This is a genomic window from Mesorhizobium sp. 128a (genome assembly GCF_053848025.1).
Genome location: NZ_JBSPKY010000001.1, coordinates 482,892 through 501,839, shown reverse-complemented (window position 1 = coordinate 501,839; position 18,948 = coordinate 482,892). Strand labels below are relative to the sequence as shown.

13 protein-coding genes are annotated in these 18,948 nt (G+C 63.8%); 12 read left to right on the top strand and 1 reads right to left on the bottom strand.

The features are described from left to right. Positions 1–52: 52 nt before the first annotated feature. The 9 genes from ACWTU9_RS02260 to ACWTU9_RS02220 all read left to right on the top strand — a co-directional run bounded on the left by ACWTU9_RS02260 (position 53) and on the right by ACWTU9_RS02220 (position 14,015). On the top strand, positions 53–970 hold the full coding sequence (locus ACWTU9_RS02260; protein WP_454587561.1) for a 3-keto-5-aminohexanoate cleavage protein: 918 nt from the start codon (positions 53–55) through the stop codon (positions 968–970). Positions 971–986: 16 nt separating this feature from the next. Continuing rightward, a complete protein-coding gene (locus tag ACWTU9_RS02255; protein WP_455856897.1) occupies positions 987–1,610 on the top strand; it encodes an HD domain-containing protein in 624 nt (207 codons plus the stop codon). Between the two features lie 2 nt (positions 1,611–1,612). Further along, positions 1,613–2,707: a carnitine 3-dehydrogenase gene (locus ACWTU9_RS02250; RefSeq protein ID WP_455856896.1), complete on the top strand. Its 1,095-nt coding sequence runs from the start codon at positions 1,613–1,615 to the stop codon at positions 2,705–2,707. Between the two features lie 4 nt (positions 2,708–2,711). After that, a complete protein-coding gene (locus tag ACWTU9_RS02245; RefSeq protein WP_455856895.1) occupies positions 2,712–3,875 on the top strand; it encodes an acyl-CoA dehydrogenase family protein in 1,164 nt (387 codons plus the stop codon). Between the two features lie 65 nt (positions 3,876–3,940). Then, the gene (locus tag ACWTU9_RS02240) at positions 3,941–6,019 is read left to right on the top strand and encodes an acetate--CoA ligase family protein (RefSeq protein ID WP_455856894.1); all 2,079 of its coding nucleotides are present in this window, start codon (positions 3,941–3,943) and stop codon (positions 6,017–6,019) included. Then, positions 6,012–6,794: a carnitinyl-CoA dehydratase gene (locus ACWTU9_RS02235; RefSeq protein ID WP_455856893.1), complete on the top strand. Its 783-nt coding sequence runs from the start codon at positions 6,012–6,014 to the stop codon at positions 6,792–6,794. The genes ACWTU9_RS02240 and ACWTU9_RS02235 overlap by 8 nt, the downstream gene beginning before the upstream one ends. Positions 6,795–6,807: 13 nt before the next feature. Further along, positions 6,808–7,743 carry an alpha/beta hydrolase gene (locus tag ACWTU9_RS02230; protein ID WP_455856892.1) on the top strand — a complete coding sequence of 312 codons (936 nt, stop codon included), beginning with the start codon at positions 6,808–6,810 and terminating at the stop codon, positions 7,741–7,743. 187 nt (positions 7,744–7,930) lie between these two features. Next, complete coding sequence (locus ACWTU9_RS02225) at positions 7,931–10,165, top strand: hypothetical protein (protein ID WP_455856891.1); 2,235 nt, start codon at positions 7,931–7,933, stop codon at positions 10,163–10,165. 10 nt (positions 10,166–10,175) lie between these two features. Beyond that, complete coding sequence (locus tag ACWTU9_RS02220) at positions 10,176–14,015, top strand: DUF7929 domain-containing protein (protein WP_455856890.1); 3,840 nt, start codon at positions 10,176–10,178, stop codon at positions 14,013–14,015. Positions 14,016–14,116: 101 nt separating this feature from the next. Here ACWTU9_RS02220 and ACWTU9_RS02215 read toward each other — a convergent pair whose 3' ends face one another. Next, a complete protein-coding gene (locus tag ACWTU9_RS02215) occupies positions 14,117–14,671 on the bottom strand; it encodes a dihydrofolate reductase family protein (RefSeq protein WP_455856889.1) in 555 nt (184 codons plus the stop codon). Positions 14,672–14,873: 202 nt separating this feature from the next. On the opposite strand from ACWTU9_RS02215, the gene ACWTU9_RS02210 reads away from it, so the two are divergent. From ACWTU9_RS02210 to ACWTU9_RS02200, 3 genes are all read left to right on the top strand, one after another. Further along, positions 14,874–16,835: a hypothetical protein gene (locus tag ACWTU9_RS02210; RefSeq protein WP_455856888.1), complete on the top strand. Its 1,962-nt coding sequence runs from the start codon at positions 14,874–14,876 to the stop codon at positions 16,833–16,835. A gap of 142 nt (positions 16,836–16,977) precedes the next feature. Beyond that, positions 16,978–17,655, top strand: coding sequence for a ribulose-phosphate 3-epimerase (rpe, locus tag ACWTU9_RS02205; protein ID WP_454575897.1), 678 nt, complete (start codon positions 16,978–16,980; stop codon positions 17,653–17,655). 486 nt (positions 17,656–18,141) lie between these two features. Then, a complete protein-coding gene (locus ACWTU9_RS02200) occupies positions 18,142–18,873 on the top strand; it encodes a GntR family transcriptional regulator (RefSeq protein WP_455856887.1) in 732 nt (243 codons plus the stop codon). Positions 18,874–18,948 lie beyond the last annotated feature (75 nt).

Below are 18,948 nucleotides of genomic sequence, written 5' to 3'. Positions count from 1 at the left end.
TTGCCGCAAGTCGCGCAATGCTGGGGTCTGTTTCGATTGGGAGGAAAATTCCATGCCGCTCGCGATGAACCGTGAGGTCTTCATTACCTGTGCCGTCACCGGCTCCGGCGGTTCGCAGGATCGCTCTCCACATGTGCCGCGTTCGCCCAAGCAGATCGCCGATTCGGCCATCGACGCGGCCAAGGCCGGTGCGGCGATCGTCCACTGCCATGTCCGCGACCCCGAGACCGGCAAGCCCAGGCGCGATGTCCATCTCTACCGCGAGGTGACGGAGCGCATTCGCGCGGCAGAAGTCGACGTCATCCTCAACCTCACCGCCGGCATGGGCGGCGACATGGTGTTCGGCTCGCCCGAAGCGCCGCTGCCGCTCAAGGAGAAGGGCACCGACATGGGCGGCGCCACCAACCGCATGGAACATGTGCGCCAGTGCCTGCCGGAGATCTGCACGCTCGATTGCGGCACCATGAACTTCGCCGAAGCCGACTATGTCATGACCAACACACCCGGCATGCTGCGCGCCATGGGCGGCATGATGACGGCGCTGGGCGTCAAGCCGGAGATCGAGGCATTCGACACCGGCCACCTCTGGTTCGCCAAGCAACTGGTTGAGGAAAAAGTGCTGAATCCCGATGCGCTGGTGCAACTCTGCATGGGCGTGCCGTGGGGTGCGCCGGACGACCTCAACACCTTCATGGCGATGGTCAACAATGTGCCGTCGAGCTGGAACTGGTCGGCCTTCGCCATCGGCCGCAACCAGATGGCGTACGCTGCGGCGGCCGTGCTGGCCGGCGGCAATGTCCGCGTCGGGCTGGAAGACAATCTCTGGCTCGACAAGGGCGTGCTGGCGACCAATGCACAACTGGTCGAGCGCGCCGCCAGCATCGTCACCAATCTCGGCGCTCGTATCCTCGGGCCGGAGGAAGTGCGCAAGAAGCTCAACCTGACCAAGCGGGCGCCGATCGCGGCATAGTTTGGAGGGCGTCGATATGACAACCGTCAAATTCACCGCGATGAAGGATGGCGACAGGGACGACTACGAATTCCTGACCGCCCATGAGATCGACTATGCCGCCAAAACCGGCGAGCGGCTGCTCGACGCGCTGGTCCAGCTCGACGAAGGCCTGTCCGGCTACAAGATCACAAGGCTCGGCCATTCGCTGCAGGCGGCGACGCGCGCCTGGCGCGACGGTGCCGACACCGACTGGATCGCCTGCGCGCTGCTGCATGACATCGGCGACATCTACGCGCCCTACAATCACGACGAATACGCCGCTTCGATCCTGAAGCCCTTCGTGCGCGAGCAATGCACCTGGGTGGTGGAGAAGCACGGCGATTTTCAGCGCCTCTATTACGCCCACCATCTCGGCGGCAACCGCCATGCGCGCGACCGCTTCGCCGGGCATATGTATTTCGACGATTGCGACCAGTTTTGCGAACGCTGGGATCAGTCGAGCTTCGATCCCGACTACGACACGCTGCCGATCGAATTCTTCCGGCCCTTCGTGCTCGAAGTCTTTGCCCGCAAGGCTTACGACCCCGCCGTGATCCGCGCCGGCGAGCGCGTGCCTCTCATCGATCCCGAAACCGCCAAGACAAGAACCGGAGCCTGACCATGAGCATCATCAATAAGGCGGCCGCCATCGGCGGCGGTGTCATCGGCGCCGGCTGGGTGGCGCGGCTGCTCTTGAACGGCATCGACGTGTCGATCTTCGATCCGGACCCGGAAGCATCGCGCAAGGTCTCCGAAGTGATGAAGGGCGCCCGCCGCGCCTACAAGCAGATGGTTCCCGGCGGCCTGCCCAAGGAGGGCAAGCTGACCTTTGCCAAGACCATCGCCGAGGCGGTGGCTGATGCCGACTTCATCCAGGAGAGCGTGCCGGAACGGCTCGACCTGAAACACCGCGTGCTGGCCGAAATCGACCTTTATGCGCCGGCCAACGCCATTGTCGGTTCGTCGACCTCCGGCATCAAGCCGACCGAAATGCAGGTGGCGATGAAGAAGCATCCGGAGCGGCTGGTTGTCGGACATCCCTTCAACCCGGTCTATCTCCTGCCGTTGGTCGAGATCGTCGGCGGAGACCAGACTTTTCCGGAGGCCATCGAAGTAGCCAAGGAGATCTACGCCTCGATCGGCATGAAGCCTGTCGTCATCCGCAAGGAGATCGAGGCCTTTGTCGGCGACCGCCTGCTGGAAGCCGCCTGGCGCGAGGCGCTGTGGCTGATCAAGGATGGCATCTGCACCGTCGAGGAACTCGACGACATCATGCGCTATGGCTTCGGCCTGCGCTGGGCGCAGATGGGTATGTTCCAGGTCTACCGCGTCGCCGGCGGCGAGGCCGGCATGCGCCACTTCATGGCGCAGTTCGGGCCGTGCCTGAAATGGCCGTGGACCAAGCTGATGGACGTTCCGGAGTTCAACGACGAGCTGGTCGATCTGATCGCCACCCAGTCGGACGACCAGGCCCACGGCCTGTCGATCCGAGAGCTGGAAAAGATCCGCGACGACAATCTGGTCGCCATCATGGATGCGCTGTCGAAGCAGAACAAGGGCAAGGGCTGGGGTGCCGGCGCCTTGCACAAGGACTATACCAGGCAGCTGGCCAAGCTGGCGGCGAAGAAGCCGACCGCTTCCAAGGCGGCCGAGAAGGCCAAGGCGAGCAAGCCGGTGAAGAAAGCCGAAAAGCCGAAGAAAAAGAAGAAGGGCTGAGGCGATGGATTTCGGTCTGTCGGAGGAACAGAGGCTTATCGTCGAGACGACGCGTGCCTTCGTCGAGAATGAGCTTTACCCGCATGAACGCGAGGTCGAGCGCACCGGCGTGCTGCGCCGCGAGCTGATCGAAGAGATCAAGGTCAAGGCGATCGAAGCCGGGCTCTACGCCGCCAACATGCCGGCCGATATAGGCGGCGCGGGGCTGGATACGGTGACCTGGCTGCTCTACGAAAAAGAGCTCGGCCGCGCCAACTACGCGCTGCACTGGACCTGCGTGGCGCGCCCCTCCAACATTCTGCTCGCCGGCACGCCGGAGCAGCGCGAAAAATACCTGTTCCCCTGTATTCGCGGCGAAAAGTGGGACTGCCTGGCGATGACCGAGCCAGGCGCCGGCTCCGACCTGCGCGGCATGAAGGCGACCGCCGTGCAGGACGGCGACGACTGGGTGCTGAACGGCACCAAGCATTTTATCAGCCATGCCGATCTCGCCGATTTCGCGATCTGCTTCATGGCTTCGGGCGAGGAAGAAACGCCGCGCGGCAAGCGCAAGAAGATCACCGCCTTCTTCGTCGACAAGGGCACCAAGGGTTTCACCGTGCGTGACGGCTACCGCAACGTCTCGCATCGCGGCTACACCAACGCCATCCTGGAATTCGACGATTGCCGGTTGCCGGCGAGCCAGGTGCTCGGCGAAGTGCACAAGGGTTTCGACGTCGCCAATTCCTGGCTCGGCGCCACCCGCCTGCAGGTCGGGGCCACCTGTCTCGGCCGCGCCGAGCGGGCGCTCGGCCACGCCGTCGAATATTCCGCGCAGCGCCAGCAGTTCGGCCAGCAGATCGGCAAGTTCCAGGGTGTGTCGTTCAAGCTGGCCGACATGGCCACCGAATTGAAGGCCGCCGACCTGATGGTGTTCGAAGCCGGCTGGAAGTACGATCAGGGCACCGTGACCGATCAGGACATGGCGATGGCCAAGCTGAAGGCGACCGAAATGCTGGCTTATGTCGCCGACGAAGCCATCCAGATTCATGGCGGCATGGGGCTGATGGACGACCTGCCGCTGGAGCGCATCTGGCGCGACGCCCGCGTCGAGCGCATCTGGGAAGGCACGTCGGAGATTCAGCGACATATTATTTCGCGGGCGCTGCTGCGTCCGTTCGGCGCTTAGAGCATGATGGCCAGAACCGGCATTTCGGTTTTGGAAGATATCGCGCTCAAAACGAAAAGATGACCATGCATAAACTCGAACGTCTCCTGCGCCCAAAATCCATCGCCGTGTTCGGCGGGGCGCAGGCCGCCGCCGTCGTCGCGCAGTCGATCAAGATGGGCTTTGCCGGCGAGATCTGGCCGGTGCACCCGACCAAGGACGAGGTTGCGGGCCGCAAGGCCTATCGCTCCGTCGCCGATTTGCCCGGCGCGCCGGACGCCGCCTTTGTCGGCGTCAACCGACATTTGACTATCGAGGTGGTCACGGCGCTGGCCGAGCGTGGCGCCGGCGGCGCCGTGTGCTTTGCCGCCGGGTTCCTCGAGACCGAGGCCTATGACGACGATGGCGAGCGGCTGCAAGCCGAACTGGTCGCCGCCGCAGGCCAAATGCCGATCATAGGGCCGAATTGCTATGGTCTGATCAATTATGCCGACGGCGCCCTTTTGTGGCCTGACCAGCATGGCGGCATCAGGCTGCCCGAAGGCGCCAAGGGCGTCGGCATCATCACCCAGTCCTCCAACATCGCCATCAACATGACGATGCAGAAGCGCGGCCTGCCGATTGCCTTTCTGATGACCGCAGGCAACCAGGCGCAGACCGGCCTGTCCGAAATGGCGCTTGGCCTGATCGAGGACGAGCGCGTCACCTCGCTCGGCCTGCATATCGAAGCCTTCGATTCGGTAGCCGGCTTCGAGCGGCTGGCGGCGCGGGCGCGCGAGCTGAAGAAGCCGATCATCGCCATGAAGGTCGGGCGTTCGGAACAGGCCAGACAGGCGACCGTCTCGCATACCGCCTCGCTCGCCGGCTCGGACGCTGCCTCGGGCGCCTTCCTGCGGCGACTGGGCATTGCGCGCGTCGATTCCATCCCTGCCTTCATCGAGGCGCTGAAGCTGCTGCATGTCACCGGGCCGCTGCCCGGCTATCGCCTGTCGTCGATGAGTTGTTCGGGTGGCGAGGCCTCCGTCATGGCCGACAGCGCCGAGGGGCGCTGGGTCAATTTTCCGGAGCTCACCAGCAAGCACCGTGCCCATGTCAAATCGACACTCGGGCCGCTGGTAGCGGTCGCCAACCCGTTGGACTATCACACTTTCATCTGGAACAACGAACCGGCGATGACCGCCACCTTCACCGCCATGGTCTCCGGTGGCTTCGACCTCAACATGCTGGTGCTCGACTTCCCGCGCCCCGACCGCTGCTCGGTGACCGACTGGTGGGCGACGCTGCGCGCCTTCGAATCGGCGCTGAAGACCAACAAGGCGCACGGCGCGATCGTCTCGTCGCTGCCGGAGAACCTGCCGGAGGAATACACCGCCGAACTGATGGCGCGCGGCATGGTGCCGTTGTTCGGCATTTCCGAGGCCATGGACGCCGCAGGCGCGGCAGCCTTCATCGGCTGGGCCTGGGCTGAGCCGCAGGCGCAGCCGATCGACACGACGGCTGCAGGTGCGGCCGGAGGCGACCATGTGACCCCTGACGAGGCGGAAGCCAAGGCGCGGCTGATCAAGGCCGGCCTGCCCGTGCCGAAGGCCGAACGCGCCGCCAATGCGGTCGAGGCGGTGATCTCGTCGATGGCGCTCGGTTTCCCGGTGGCGCTGAAGGCGCTGGGCGTGACGCACAAGTCGGAAGTCGGCGCTGTCAGGCTGAACCTCAAGGACGCCGAATCGGTCAGCACAGCGGCACACGACCTCCTCCCGCTCGGCACAGGCCTCTATGTCGAGCGCATGGTGCGTGACGGCGTCGCCGAACTGCTCGTCGGCTTCACCCGCGATCCGATGTTCGGCGCTGTCATGACGCTCGGCACCGGCGGCGTGCTGGTCGAGCTGTTGCGCGACAGCGTGACCCTGATGCTGCCGGCAACCCGCGACGACATCGAGGCGGCCTTGCGCCGCCTGAAACTGTTCCCGCTGCTCGACGGCTATCGCGGCCGGCCAAAGGCCGATGTCGCGGCGGCCATCGACGCCATCGCCGGCATTGCCGCCTTCGTGCAGCAGAATGCCGGCGAGATCGAGGAACTCGACGTCAACCCGCTGATCGTCTGCGCCGAAGGCAAGGGCGCCTGGATCGCCGACGCGCTGCTGGTGCTGGGGGAAAAGAAGAATGTCTGACGTCATTTCCACCCGCCGCGAGGGCACCATCCTCGAGGTCACGCTCGACCGGCCCAAGGCTAACGCCATCGACCTGAAGACGTCGCGGCGGATGGGCGAGACCTTCAAGGCATTCCGCGACGATCCGGAGCTTCGCGTCGCCATCGTCAAGACGGCCGGCGACAAGTTTTTCTGCGCCGGCTGGGATTTGAAGGCCGCGGCCGGCGGCGACGCGGTCGACGGCGACTATGGCGTCGGCGGGTTTGCCGGCCTGCAGGAACTGCGCGACCTCAACAAGCCGGTCATCGCCTGCGTCAACGGCATGGCGGTGGGCGGCGGCTTCGAACTGGCGCTGTCCTGCGACCTCATCTACGCCTCCGACCATTCCTCTTTCGCGCTGCCCGAAATCCGCGCCGGCACGCTGGCCGACGCCGCGACGATCAAATTGCCGAAGCGCATTCCTTATCACGTCGCCATGGACCTTTTGCTCACCGGCCGCTGGATGGATGTGGCGGAGGCGCATCGCTGGGGGCTGGTCAACGAAGTGCTGCCGAAGGAAAAGCTCGAGGACCGCGTCTGGGAGATCGCCCGCCTGCTCGCCAGCGGTCCTCCGCTGGTGTTCGCGGCGATCAAGGAGACAGCCCGCGTGGCCGAGGCGCTGACCTTCCAGGATGCGATGAACAAGGTGACAAGGCGGCAATTGGCGACTGTCGATGCGCTTTACGGGTCCGAGGATGGTATGGAAGGTTTTCGCGCGTTTGCGGAAAAGCGTGAGCCGGTGTGGAAGGGCAGATAGCCACGCAGCCAGCATGATCGACTACAAAACCCTCATCGACGCCGAGACCTGGGCCTTCGTCGAACGCACCAATTCCTATTACCCGCCTGATACGATCGACTACACCGTCGCCCAGCAACGCGCGATCTATGACCGGATGTGCCGCGAGTTCTTTGCCGGCTATCCCGGTGGCGTGACGGCGGAAACGACCATCATTGCCGCTCACGATATCCCGATCCGCATCTATCGCTCCGCCTCGCCCAACAAGGCGGCGATGGTGCTCTACATCCATGGCGGCGGCTTCATCCTCGGCGGGCTCGACAGCCACGACGATGTCTGCGCCGAGCTCTGCGCCCGCACTGGCTACGAGGTGGTCTCGGTCGACTACCGCCTGGCGCCGGAGCATCTGCACCCGGCCGCCTTTGACGATGCGCTGCATGCCTTCGAATGGGCGGACGGAAGCTACGACCGTCCCGTCCTGCTGTGCGGTGACAGCGCCGGCGGCAATCTCTGCGCTGCTGTCGCCCACGCAACGCGCAGCCATGCCAAAAAGCCGATCGGCCAGGTGCTGATCTATCCCAGCCTCGGCGGCGACTGGTCGAAAGGCTCCTATGTCGAACATGCCGAAGCGCCAATGCTGACCATGCGCGACCTGGCGTTCTACAAAAGCATCCGCACCGGCGGCGTCGACGGCACAGGCGACATCACCTTATCCCCGCTCGCCGATACCGATTTCACAAAACTGCCGCCAACCGTGCTGATCACCGCACAATGCGATCCGCTGTCGTCCGACGGCGAAACCTACCGTGATCGCATTCTTGCTGCGGGCGGCCACGCCGCCTGGTTCGAGGAGCCGGGGCTGGTGCATGGCTATCTCAGGGCCAGACACACGGTCGCTCGGGCACGCGCCTCCTTCAACCGCATCGTCGAGGCGGTGTCGGTGTTGGGCAAAGGCGACTGGATCTGGTGAACCTTCGCCGGCAAGCCGCCCGAAACAATCCTTCCCGGGACGCTGTTTTCTGGTCGGCTTCGAGCAAATTGGAACTGTTTGCCGCTTCTGTGAAATGGTGAACAGACTCAGCCGCCGTTTTGCATGAACCTTTCCGCTCCAGCCTGCGACTGACGACCAGGCGCCGCATGGTGCGGGGCCGGAAAGGATGCCCCCAATGACCAGGACCCTAGAGGCTCCACGGTCTCCGGGACCAACGCAAGCCCAGCGCGACCACCGCCTTCGGGACGGGGTTGATGCGCTGGGCTTTCGGCTGATTCCGTTGACCCTGCGCAGGAGCAGGCGTATCGTGCGGACGAGGAAAGCAGACAATTCGATCAGGGACGAACGTGCTGGAACGCCGCGCCTTGCCCTGATTCGCGCGGCCGAACCGGATGTTCCTCCCGAAAACTTCGGGGGGAGTTTTATGTCCTGCAATCGCGGCACGTCCAAGTCATCTCCAAGTGGCGGTTTGCGAAGCGGCGGTTTGCGCCGTTCGCTCCATCTGGCCGGCGGTCTGCTTGCCCTGGCGTTGAGCGCCACGCTCTGGCTGGGCACAGCTGCCCGGGCACAGGAAAGCCAGATCATCTATCCCGGCTCGATGGCCGTGACCGGATTTTCCGGCACCGTCATTCCCAATTTCGACGAAGGATTGCCGCCCGGGGTCGATCCGGTCGACGAAACCTTCATCGACACGACGCGCGCCACCCTGCGCGTTTTCGATGTTTCGGCGCTCGGCGGACCCGCCTCGGGCCAACTCGTCTACACGCCGCCGCCTTTCGAGGTGACGGCGGAGCAGATTGGCCAGGTGTTCGCCGTAACCTATGATGACGGCGTGCGCGACGGCGTCCCGTCCGCCATCCCCAACCTCTATGCCGGCGCCACCTCGCTGCACGGCATCCGCATCGTCACCCCTGACGAAGATTCCGACGGCCGGCCTGAGCGGCAGCGCCGCGGCACGGCGGGCGCCGTCTTCATGGACGGCCAGTTCGGCACCGAAAACGGTGGCGGTCCCGGCACGATCTGGAAAATCGACGGCATCACCGGTGCAGTCTCCAAATTTGCCGACATCGACACCAACAGCGGCCCCGGCATCGGCGACGTCAGCTTCGACGGCAATCACCGCGAGTTCTTCGCCAGCGACCTCGACACCGGCCTCATCCACCGCATCGACGCCAACGGCACGCTGATCGACACGTTCGACCACGGCGTTGCCGGGCGACCGGCGCATGGGCTTGCGCCCGTCGCCGACGACGGCGCGGTAATGGACATACAGGGTGCCGCATTCGACTCGGAAGACCCCGACACATGGGGTTATACGCAGGACGAGCGCCGCGTCTGGTCCGTCGCCTATCACGGCGGCCGGGTCTACTACTCGGTCGGCGAAAAATCCGAGATCTGGTCGGTGGGCATTGCCCGCGACGGCAGCTTCGCCGGTGATCCGCGCTGGGAACTGACGGTCAAGACCGACAAGGATTACGCCGTCACCGACATCGCCTTCGACGTCAAGGGCTTCATGTACCTGGCGCAGCGCGGCCCGGTGGAAAACCGCTACGATTACAGCCAGTTCGCCGATTCCGGCAAGGGCGAGGTCATCCGTTACTGGCGCGAGAACCCGGACGATCCGGCGACGGAATCAGAGTGGGTGGAAGAGCCGCAGGAATATGCGGTCGGCTTCCCGCAAGGCAACCGGGAGTCAGCCGGCGGGCTCGACCTGCAATATGGCTATGACGCCGACGGCAATCTCGACACCGGCGTGTGCACCGACACGCTGGTCAACACCGGCGACAAGCTGCGCGACAACCCCACGCTTGCGGATCAGCTCGCCGCCGGCGGGCCGCTTGCCGTCCATGGCGTTCAGATCACGCCGACGCCGCTGGTCAAGCCGGCAAACGTACCGCCATTCGGCTCGTGGTTCGTCGACTTCGACGGCTATTTCGAAGACCCCGAAGTGGAAGGCCATGTCGGCGACGTCGAGGTCTGGCACCCCTGCGAAGGCCGTGCCGGCTATTATGAAGAGATCCCCGGCGGTTATCTGCCGCCCTTCTATCCGCCGGACTTCCCACCGCCCGGCGACCTGCCTCCGTGCATCGATGTCGAGGATGTGCAGTTCTACTGCACGCCTCGCGGCCTCCAGGCCGACCTCTATCTCCATGACCATGCCGGCTTCGGCGGCGATTCGATCAAGGCCCAGTCCAGGACGCCAGGCGTCGGGGTGACATCACCTCAGTCGCATGCCCCCGGCAAGCCTTACACGGTCGACATCACTGGCCATTCTCCGGGCGACAGAGTCGATGTTGGACTTTGCTTCTACAGGCAGTCCGACAAGGACAAGGGTGGCTACTACCCTTGCTGCAAGATGACCTTGCCGCTCAGAACCCCAGCCGTCAGTTGCGAACGTTGAGGAGGGGAAGATGAACACTTCAGCACTTTCCCCAACCGCAACACGAAACCAGAAAACCGTCATGGAGACCATCATGAGACCCCTGTCATACGCCAGGCGCGGCGCGCGCTGGCTGATGGCGGCCGGTATCGCGGTCGCCATGTACACCCCTGTGGCAAGCCACGCGGAAGACGCCGTCCCGATCACCCCGGAACTGCGGCTCGACCTCGACAACTCGAAAATCGTCACCCCGAGGCCGGAACGGGTCGTCCCGTTCTTCACCAAGAAAGGCACCCAGCGGAGTTGCGACTACGTCGTCTACTCCCTGACCTTCGGCCTGCGCGGTGACCCGCAAGGTTTTGCCGACCTGACGGCCCTGCTGAAAACGCTAAAGATCGAGTTCAAGGACCAGCTTCCGCACGGTCTGTCGATCGTCAGCGCGCATGTGTCGGGCGACGGCACGGACGCTGCGGGCGGCCCGCTGCCCGGCGTTTCGATCAGCACTTCGGCCGATCCGAACGATACGGCAACCGTGTCCGATTTCCGGCTCTCTGCCGCCGATCTCGACGGTGCGGGCGCTGCCAACGAACGCGTCATCAACTTCCAGATCACCGCCAAGATCGACCATGCGGCGTTTCCCTCGCCGACAGTCATCGACAATCAGGGCCTGATCAAGGTGACCAATGGCGTCGGCACCGGAACCATCATCCCGTCGCAGGATCCGGGCAAACCCGACGATGGCGACTACAAGACCGGCGCCAAGACCTCGATCAAGATCGACCTCACCAACTGTGACAAGCGGCCTCCGCCTCCAGACCGGGAATGCTTCAAGGTGGAGCGCGGCACGGTCGATTGCGTGCCAGGCGGCGGCGCCTTCATCTACCACATGCCTGTCGGCCCGGAGATGGGTGGCAAGTGGGTGCAGGTGTCGACGACCACCCCCGGTATCACCATCATCCCCGACACCCAGCTGGTGCCGGCGGGCGGCGGTGTGCTCAACTGGAAGATCATCGGCGCATCGCCCGGCGACGTCATCCACCTCATCGTCACCGGCATCGAGACCTATGCCGGCCCGAAGGAGGGCTGGGGGCTGTGCTGCACGCAGATCATCGACATCGTCATCCCGCGTGACCTGAGATGTCCGCCCAAGGACAAGGAACCGGACCTCAAGGTCGAGAAACGCGCCGATGTAACGCGGTGCACGATGGGCGGCGGCTGCGACTTCACCATCAAGGTCACCAATGTCGGCGACGGGCCGTATCACGGCAAGATCGTGCTCGACGAGGTGACGCTGCCGGCCGGCTCGACGCTGGATTCAGGGCCCAATCCGCCCTGGGTCTGCGTGCCCGGCGTGACCCCGATGACGTGCACCTATCCGGTGACCACGCTCAATCCGGGTGCCTCCGTCAACCTCAAGCTCGGCTTCAAGCCGGCGGGAGGCTGGCAAGGCAGCGCGCTGCGCAACTGCGCCACCTACAATTACGGCGCCAGCGGCAAGCCGCTGTTCGGCAGCCAGCAGAACGACCGGGGCTGCGCCTCGATCCCGATCTGCCGGCGTGGCGACCGCGACCGCGATTGCCGGCCGCCGGTCGACAAGAAAGTCGATCTGATCCTGAAGAAGCGTGCCCGCATTCCGGTCTGCACGCCCGACGGCATCTGCTACTTCGTGATCGACATCATCAACAATGGCAGCGTCCCCTATAATGGGCCGCTGACGGTCATCGACAATTACCCGGGCGGAGCGCCGGCCTCCTCGACCTTCGGCCCGTCTCCGCCCTGGACATGCGGACCGAACGGCCCCGGCCAGTTCCGCTGCGACAATGCCGGCATCGTGCTGATGCCGGGCGCCTCGACGCCGATCGTCGTCAAGGCGGTGATGCCGGCCGGCTATCAGTCGGACTCGGTGGAGAACTGCGCGGCGCTGAAGCCCGTCCCCGGTGAGGTCGACCTCACCAACAACAAGGCCTGCGCCAAGGAACGCTTCCGGCATCCCAATGGCGGCAAGCCGACCCTGCGCATAACCAAGGTGTGCAACGGCTCGCTCGCCGGTGCAGCGGTGGTTTCCTGCCGCATTACCGTCATAAGCCTTGGCACCTCCGCCCCCACCGGTCCGGTGCGGGTCAACGATGCCGCCACGCTGATCTCGGGCGGCGCGCCGGTGCAGATCCAGACCGTCACCCCCGACGGCGCGGAATGGGCTTGTGGCGCGGTTCCGGCCAATGCGCTGTCGTGCCAGATTCCCGGCGCCGTGATGACGCCCGGAACCTCTAGGCACTTCGACGTGACGGTCTCGGCCAATGGCGCATTCGAGAACTGCGCACGCGGCTCGTACGGCCCGGCTCCGGGAGACGACGTCGTCTACCCGATCGGCCAGGCCTGCGCCAAGGGCGGCGGCACGTCCACGATCAGCGTCAAGAAGACCGGAGATGCCGAGTGCCAGCCGGGACAGCCCTGCTCGTTCGAGATCACCATCACCAATGACGGCCAGACCCCATTCTCAGGTCCGGTCCGCATCGGCGATGCGATCGGCGTGGACGGGCTCGGCCGGCTGGAAGGTGTCGAGATCACCTCGATCGAACCGCCCTTCGGCTGCTCGCCGGAGCCGACGACGCTGCCTCTGTCCTGCATCGCCAACCTGACGCTCGGCGCTGGGGAAAGCCACGTGCACACTGTCACCGTGGTCCTTCCCGACGACGGCCGCCTGGCCAATCTGCAGGGCGACGTCAATGGCCAGAACTGCGTCGGTGTCTTGTCTCCCGACACCCGGGTGCAGGGCGGCGGTGATGTGCTGCCCGGCGATCTGACCAACATCCAGGGCGATCGCGGCAAGGCCTATGCGTGCCATCCCTTCACCATCAAACGCGAGGTGAGGAAAGAGTGCTCGCCGGGCTTCGTCATGAACGACGCCGGCCGGTGCGTGTGTCCGGAAGGCACGACGTTCCGCAACGGCCAGTGCTCGCCTGATGGCGGCGTCATCATCGAGCCGAAGCCAAAGCCTTGTGTGCTGCTCAAGGGTCAGATTCGCACCGAGGATGGACGCTGTGTCTGCCCGCGTGGCACCGAGCTTGAGAATGGCGCTTGCGTCAGGATCGACAAGCCTGGCTGCACCATCCCCGGCTCGGTCCCGACGTCGGACGGCAATGGCTGCTACTGCCCGGACGGCACGCATCTCGACCGACAGGCAAATGCCTGCGTGCGCGACAAGCAGAAGCCCGAGCAGTGCACCATACGCGGCCAGGTCCACGATGCTGACGGCGACTGCGTCTGCCCGCGTGGCACCGAGGTGCGCAATGGAGCCTGCCGGCCGATCCGTCCGAAGCCTGAACAGTGCTCGATCCGTGGTCAGGTTCATGACGCCGCCGGCGATTGTGTCTGCCCGCGTGGCACCGAGGTGCGCAATGGAGCCTGCCGGCCGGTCCGGCCGAAGCCCGAGCAGTGCACCATCCGCGGCCAGGTTCATGATGCCAATGGCAATTGCGTCTGCCCGCGGGGTACCGAGGTGCGGGACGGTGCCTGCCGGCAGAAGAAGCCGGACGTCGAGCAGTGCACCATACGCGGCCAGGTGCACAACAAGCGCGGCGACTGCGTCTGCCCGCGCGGCACTCAGGTGATCGACGGCGCATGCCGCAAGCCGCAAGCGGAATGCGCGCCGGGCTCGGTGATGATCAACGGCCAGTGCCAACCGATCAGGCGGCGCTGCCCGGTAGGCACGATTGGACGGTATCCGAACTGCCGGGCCATCCGGCAACAGCCGGGGCTGGATCCGAGCTTGTTGCTCAATCCGGGTGTGCTTCAGCAGTTCATACCGCAGCGCACGCCGCAGACGCAGGTACAGCCGCAAAGAGATCCGGCGTCCAACTTCAAGCCGTAGGATCTGGATACGAGCCAAAATCGGAACCCGCCGGAACGATCCGGCGGGTTTTTCTTTCAGGCGGCAGTGTTGTCGACCCTCACACTGTTCCAGGCCGAATCTCAGCTGTCGGGCGCGTAGCGCAGCAACGTCACGCCCTGGGCAAGGCTTTGCGTGCCGAGCGGCTGCAAGGCCAGCGACAGGCCGGACTGGAAGTACGGCTTGCCGCCGCCGAGAACGACCGGCTGCATGTAGAGCCGGTATTCGTCGATCAGGCCCGCTTGCGCGAATTGCGCGGCAAGATCGGCGGCGCTGACGGAGATTTCGCCCTCCGTCTGGGATTTGAGCTCACTTGCGACGGCTTCGACATCGCTGCCCGCCAACCGGGCATTGGGTCCGACGTCGCGAAGCGTCGTCGAAAACACGACCTTCGGGGTCTCTCGCCAGGCGCGGGCAAAATCCCGCTCGACCTCTTCCCCGGTCTCGCGCTCCGGACTGTCCCAAAAGCGCATCGCCTCGTACATCCGGCGCCCGCAGAGCGCGATCGCGGTCCGCCGCATCTCTTCGTTGAAATGCCGGTGCAATTCTTCCTCGGGCACCGGCAAGCCGATGTCGCCGGACGGTCCTTCGATGTAGCCGTCCAGCGAATTCAGCATGGAATAGACGATCCTGGCCATCGCTTCGCTCCGTTCTGTCTCCACCGAGTGAAACACAACTGATTGCAAACGGCAATCGGTTGTCCATAGACGAGCATAGTCACGGGCAGGCCACTGCCGAAGCGATCCCATGACCGGTGTCACAATATATTCCGCTTGCTGGTGAACCTTGATGCCGCCCGCGATGACCAACTCCTGAGGGAACACTTTCAGGAGAGAGACAATGTCTTCAGCAAGATATGTTTTCCGTAACACGGCAACCACCGTTGCCCTGATTGCAACCGCACTCGCCACCGCGCCGGCCCTTGCCGATCAAGCGAACATCAAGTCGATGTCGTTCGACACGGAGAGCGCCAATACGACAATCCATGTCGGCTCAAGCGACAAGCAGAAATGGGACACGCTGAAAAGCGGCAATGTCCAGTTCTGGGGCCATATGAAGATCGACACGCGCTGGCCAGGCTACGTTCAGGATGTCGGTGTCGCACTAGGCATCTGCGGACCCAGCCAATGCGGCCCGTTTCCGCCGATCTGGAGCGCAGCGCCGGTCAGCCGTGACTACGACCATCAGGAAAATTTCGCCTTTGATCCGTCCAATATACCCCTGTCATCGGACACCGGCATTGCCGTCGTGCCCTATGGCGACCAGATCATCGCCACGTGCAACCAGCACCTGCAGGCTGACGGTCCGACGAAATCCTATTCGTTCAGCCACACGTTCCACGCCAGCTTCACGGCGCTCACCGACAAGGCACTCGACATGGGCAATGCCGTCGCCGAAACCCAGCAGGGCAGCTGGCCCTATCCGCTTTTCGACTCGAACTACGCCGCACACGGCACATTCCAGGTGCAGGTGGTTTGCGACCCGGTGATCAAGCCCAATGTCCAGGACATCACCGCCGATTTCGGCAAGTTCGAGGTCGAGAACGTCAAGCTGTTCTTGACCACCTACCAGTCGAACGAACCGGGTTCGACTCCTGGCACGGTCTGTCCCTCGCTGAAGGTTACCAGCCGGGCGCAGGCCAACCAGGCCGGACCGGTCTCGATGCGCATCTGGCGACAGAAGGACGGTGGGCCGATCACCTCCGAGTTCAAGCAAGCGTGGGCATCGTACGACGCGAGCAAGAATGGCTATTTCGCCAGCTATGAGAAATGGGAGAACGTCGGCGCTACCGCCTATTTCCAGTACAAGACCGAGATTGTCGGCAACGGACCGTTCGAACCTTTCGACGGCTGGAAGGACATCACTGTTCACTGCACTGGCGCCGGCGGCGGTGGTTTCACCGACGCACCGCAGGCCGATCCCGACAACCCGCCGGCGCACTCGGACTGGCATGGCGAGGTCACCGTTTCCGACAGCGCCGGCTCCAGGAAGCTCTGCCCGCGCAAAGGCCAGGTGGCGTTCGAGGTCGAACGCGACGCACCGGGCGCATTCCACTATCGCATCGGTTGCTCGAACGGCGCCTTCTTCACCGGCACGGCGGTCGCCTTCAATCAGGGCGGGGCCTTCAAGGCGAGCGCCGCCCATGACCTCAACATCACGAGGACGCGCTCCATTCAGTGCACGCTGCAAGAGATCAAGCAGGGCGGTGCGATCGCGACTGTCGACAAGGACAGCGAGGATTTCACTTGCATCAAACGCAATGTCGATACCGATGCCGACGACCTCACCGTCGACACGCGCCCTGATCCCGGCAAGGCACCGGAACGCCCCCCGGTCGTCGTCGATCCTGGCCGCCATTGCTTTCCCAGTCAGAGTCTGATCCGTGGCAAGTGCGTGGACAAGCCGCTTGTCGCGGCGTGCCGAAGCACCGAAAAGCTGGTCAACGGGAGATGCATTGGTGTCAGCATCCACTGCCTGCCGGGATACCATCAGGTCGGCCTGAAATGCGTTCGCAACCAGATAATCGCCGAGCGGTGCAAGCCCAACGAGCGGCGGATCGACGGTGTGTGCGTCGGCAAGCCTCCAGTCATCATCGACTGCAAGCGCGGTTACCATCTGGTTGGCAAGGCATGCGTGAAGGACGCCATCATCACCACTGGCTGCCGGACAACCGAAAAGCTGGTGCGTGGACATTGCGTGCCGAAGCCGCCCGTCAAGACGTTCAATTTGCAGACATTGAAGCAAGGCAACGGCAAGCTGTTTGCGCCGGGATTGGCCAAACCGCGGCGTCACGTGAACTGAAATTTGATGCTACAGACCTTGGAGAGGCGGCCCACTGCCGCCTCTCTGCATTGTGTTGGATCAGCCATTCACACCGGATTCCTGTCGACAAGCAGCGCCGAGGCGATTAGGGCGGAAGCAAGCTCAAGAACGGGAAGCGGACATGGCTGGAAAAACCCTGATCGCGCCATCGGTGCTGGCGTCGGATTTCTCGAAGCTCGGCGACGAGGTCGAAGCCGTGGCCGCAGCCGGCGCCGACTGGATCCATCTCGATGTCATGGACGGGCATTTCGTGCCGAACATCACCTTCGGCCCGCCGGTGATCAAGGCCATCCGCAACCGCACCAAGGCTTTCTTCGACTGCCATCTGATGATTGCGCCGGCCGATCCCTATCTGGCCGCCTTTGCCGATGCCGGCTGCGACGGTATGACCGTGCACGCCGAGGCCGGACCGCATCTAGACCGTTCGTTGCAGACCATCAAGGGTCTCGGCAAGAAGGCTGGCGTGTCGCTCAATCCGGCGACCCCGGAAAGTTCGATCGAATATGTGCTCGACCGGCTCGACCTGATCCTGATCATGACCGTCAATCCGGGCTTTGGCGGCCAGGCCTTCATCCCGGCCATGGTCGACAAGGTCAAGCGGGTCAAGGCGCTGATTGGCAACCGGCCGATCCGCATCGAGATTGACGGCGGCGTCTCGCCGGAGACAGCGCCCTTGGTGACATCAGCCGGCGCCGATGTGTTGGTGGCCGGCGCCGCCGTCTTCAAGGGCGGCAGCGTCGAAGCCTACCGGGCCAATATAGAAGCCATTCGAACCGCGGCCGACCGGGCTGCCGGCTGACATCAGTCAGCAAAAATCCCGACAGCTCTGACCTGTTGGCTTGATCTTTCCAGCCGGCGAGATGTTCCGGAAGGCGGTCAACTGGCGGCAGTCGCCGGGACGTCGCTGCAAGCGAAGCGATCGCAGCATGCGGCACTACATGTTGCAGCCAAATCTAGTGGATGAGTCCCGAAGGCGTCTTCATTGCGGGAGGGGGCCAGTTGGCAATCTGACGTGCGTTAAGAAAAAATTACCCGTACTCGTGATCTCAAAACCATGTCGCGAAGACGCGAGTCGCTCCGTAGAACAAAGTTTCTTCACAAGAACAAGTTTTTCACGATATTCGTTACTACCCGAAAGCAAGATGCGTACAACCTTCCTCTTTAAGTCGAATATCGGGATCTTTCCCTTGAGGCATGGATGCCTTACGAGGTACAATAGATTCGTAGGGGAATCGTTTGCTTCGCGAACGGGCTGGCGGAGCATGGGAGAGCGATAGGAGTCATATTGACCTACGGATCTGCCGATACGAGCGAAGGCGTGGGGGCCAAGAGTACACTCGCCAGCACGGTCTACCAACAGCTTCGCGACGATCTCCTGCGCGGCGTTTTTGAAAGTGAAAGCAAGCTTCGTGTCGAATGGGTGGTTTCCCGTTACGGCGCCGGTGCCTCACCGGTTCGCGAGGCTCTGAACCGGCTTGCTTCGGAAGGCCTGCTCGGCCGCCATGACCAGCGCGGTTTCTTCATCATGCCGGTCAGTGCCCCGGAACTCGAGGAATTGACGCGCACCCGCTGCTGGCTGGAAGAGCGGGCACTGCGTGAATCCATTGCCAACCGCACCGGCGAATGGGAAGAGCAGCTGGTCCTGGCCTTGCATCGGCTGGCACGCGCGCAGCGCCGTTTGCCGGAGGATCCGTCCTCGAACAATCCGGAATGGGAAAAGCTGCATCGCGCGTTCCATCGGGCGCTGATCGCCGGCTGCCGGTCGCATTGGCTGATCGGTTTTTGCGACCAGCTTTCCGACCAGGCCTCCCGCTATCGGCTGATCTCCCAGGAAGGCAGCGAGCGCGACGATATCGGCGAGCATCGCCTGATCGCCGAGCGTACCGTGGAAGGCGATGCCGACGGCGCCGTCGAAGCGCTGCTCAGCCACTATCGCCTGACGGCGGCCATGTGCATGGAGCGGTTCAACGAGAGCGGCGATCTCCGGGTCGGCAAGGCGCTGCGCGGCCGCAGATAGCACCACCTTCTTGCTTCGATCCGAAACCCGCTTGCTGCGGTTTTCCCAAAAGCGGTTGTGTTTTTTCGGGGCCAT

What these genes read in the sequence shown, in the direction of transcription:
- ACWTU9_RS02235 (WP_455856893.1), top strand. Translation starts at nt 6,012, where the DNA reads ATGTCTGACGTCATTTCCACCCGCCGCGAGGGCACCATCCTCGAGGTC.
- ACWTU9_RS02225 (WP_455856891.1), top strand. Translation starts at nt 7,931, where the DNA reads ATGCCCCCAATGACCAGGACCCTAGAGGCTCCACGGTCTCCGGGACCA.
- ACWTU9_RS02230 (WP_455856892.1), top strand. Translation starts at nt 6,808, where the DNA reads ATGATCGACTACAAAACCCTCATCGACGCCGAGACCTGGGCCTTCGTC.
- ACWTU9_RS02245 (WP_455856895.1), top strand. Translation starts at nt 2,712, where the DNA reads ATGGATTTCGGTCTGTCGGAGGAACAGAGGCTTATCGTCGAGACGACG.
- rpe (WP_454575897.1), top strand. Translation starts at nt 16,978, where the DNA reads ATGGCTGGAAAAACCCTGATCGCGCCATCGGTGCTGGCGTCGGATTTC.
- ACWTU9_RS02220 (WP_455856890.1), top strand. Translation starts at nt 10,176, where the DNA reads ATGAACACTTCAGCACTTTCCCCAACCGCAACACGAAACCAGAAAACC.
- ACWTU9_RS02240 (WP_455856894.1), top strand. Translation starts at nt 3,941, where the DNA reads ATGCATAAACTCGAACGTCTCCTGCGCCCAAAATCCATCGCCGTGTTC.
- ACWTU9_RS02215 (WP_455856889.1), bottom strand. Translation starts at nt 14,671, where the DNA reads ATGGCCAGGATCGTCTATTCCATGCTGAATTCGCTGGACGGCTACATC.
- ACWTU9_RS02260 (WP_454587561.1), top strand. Translation starts at nt 53, where the DNA reads ATGCCGCTCGCGATGAACCGTGAGGTCTTCATTACCTGTGCCGTCACC.
- ACWTU9_RS02255 (WP_455856897.1), top strand. Translation starts at nt 987, where the DNA reads ATGACAACCGTCAAATTCACCGCGATGAAGGATGGCGACAGGGACGAC.
- ACWTU9_RS02210 (WP_455856888.1), top strand. Translation starts at nt 14,874, where the DNA reads ATGTCTTCAGCAAGATATGTTTTCCGTAACACGGCAACCACCGTTGCC.
- ACWTU9_RS02250 (WP_455856896.1), top strand. Translation starts at nt 1,613, where the DNA reads ATGAGCATCATCAATAAGGCGGCCGCCATCGGCGGCGGTGTCATCGGC.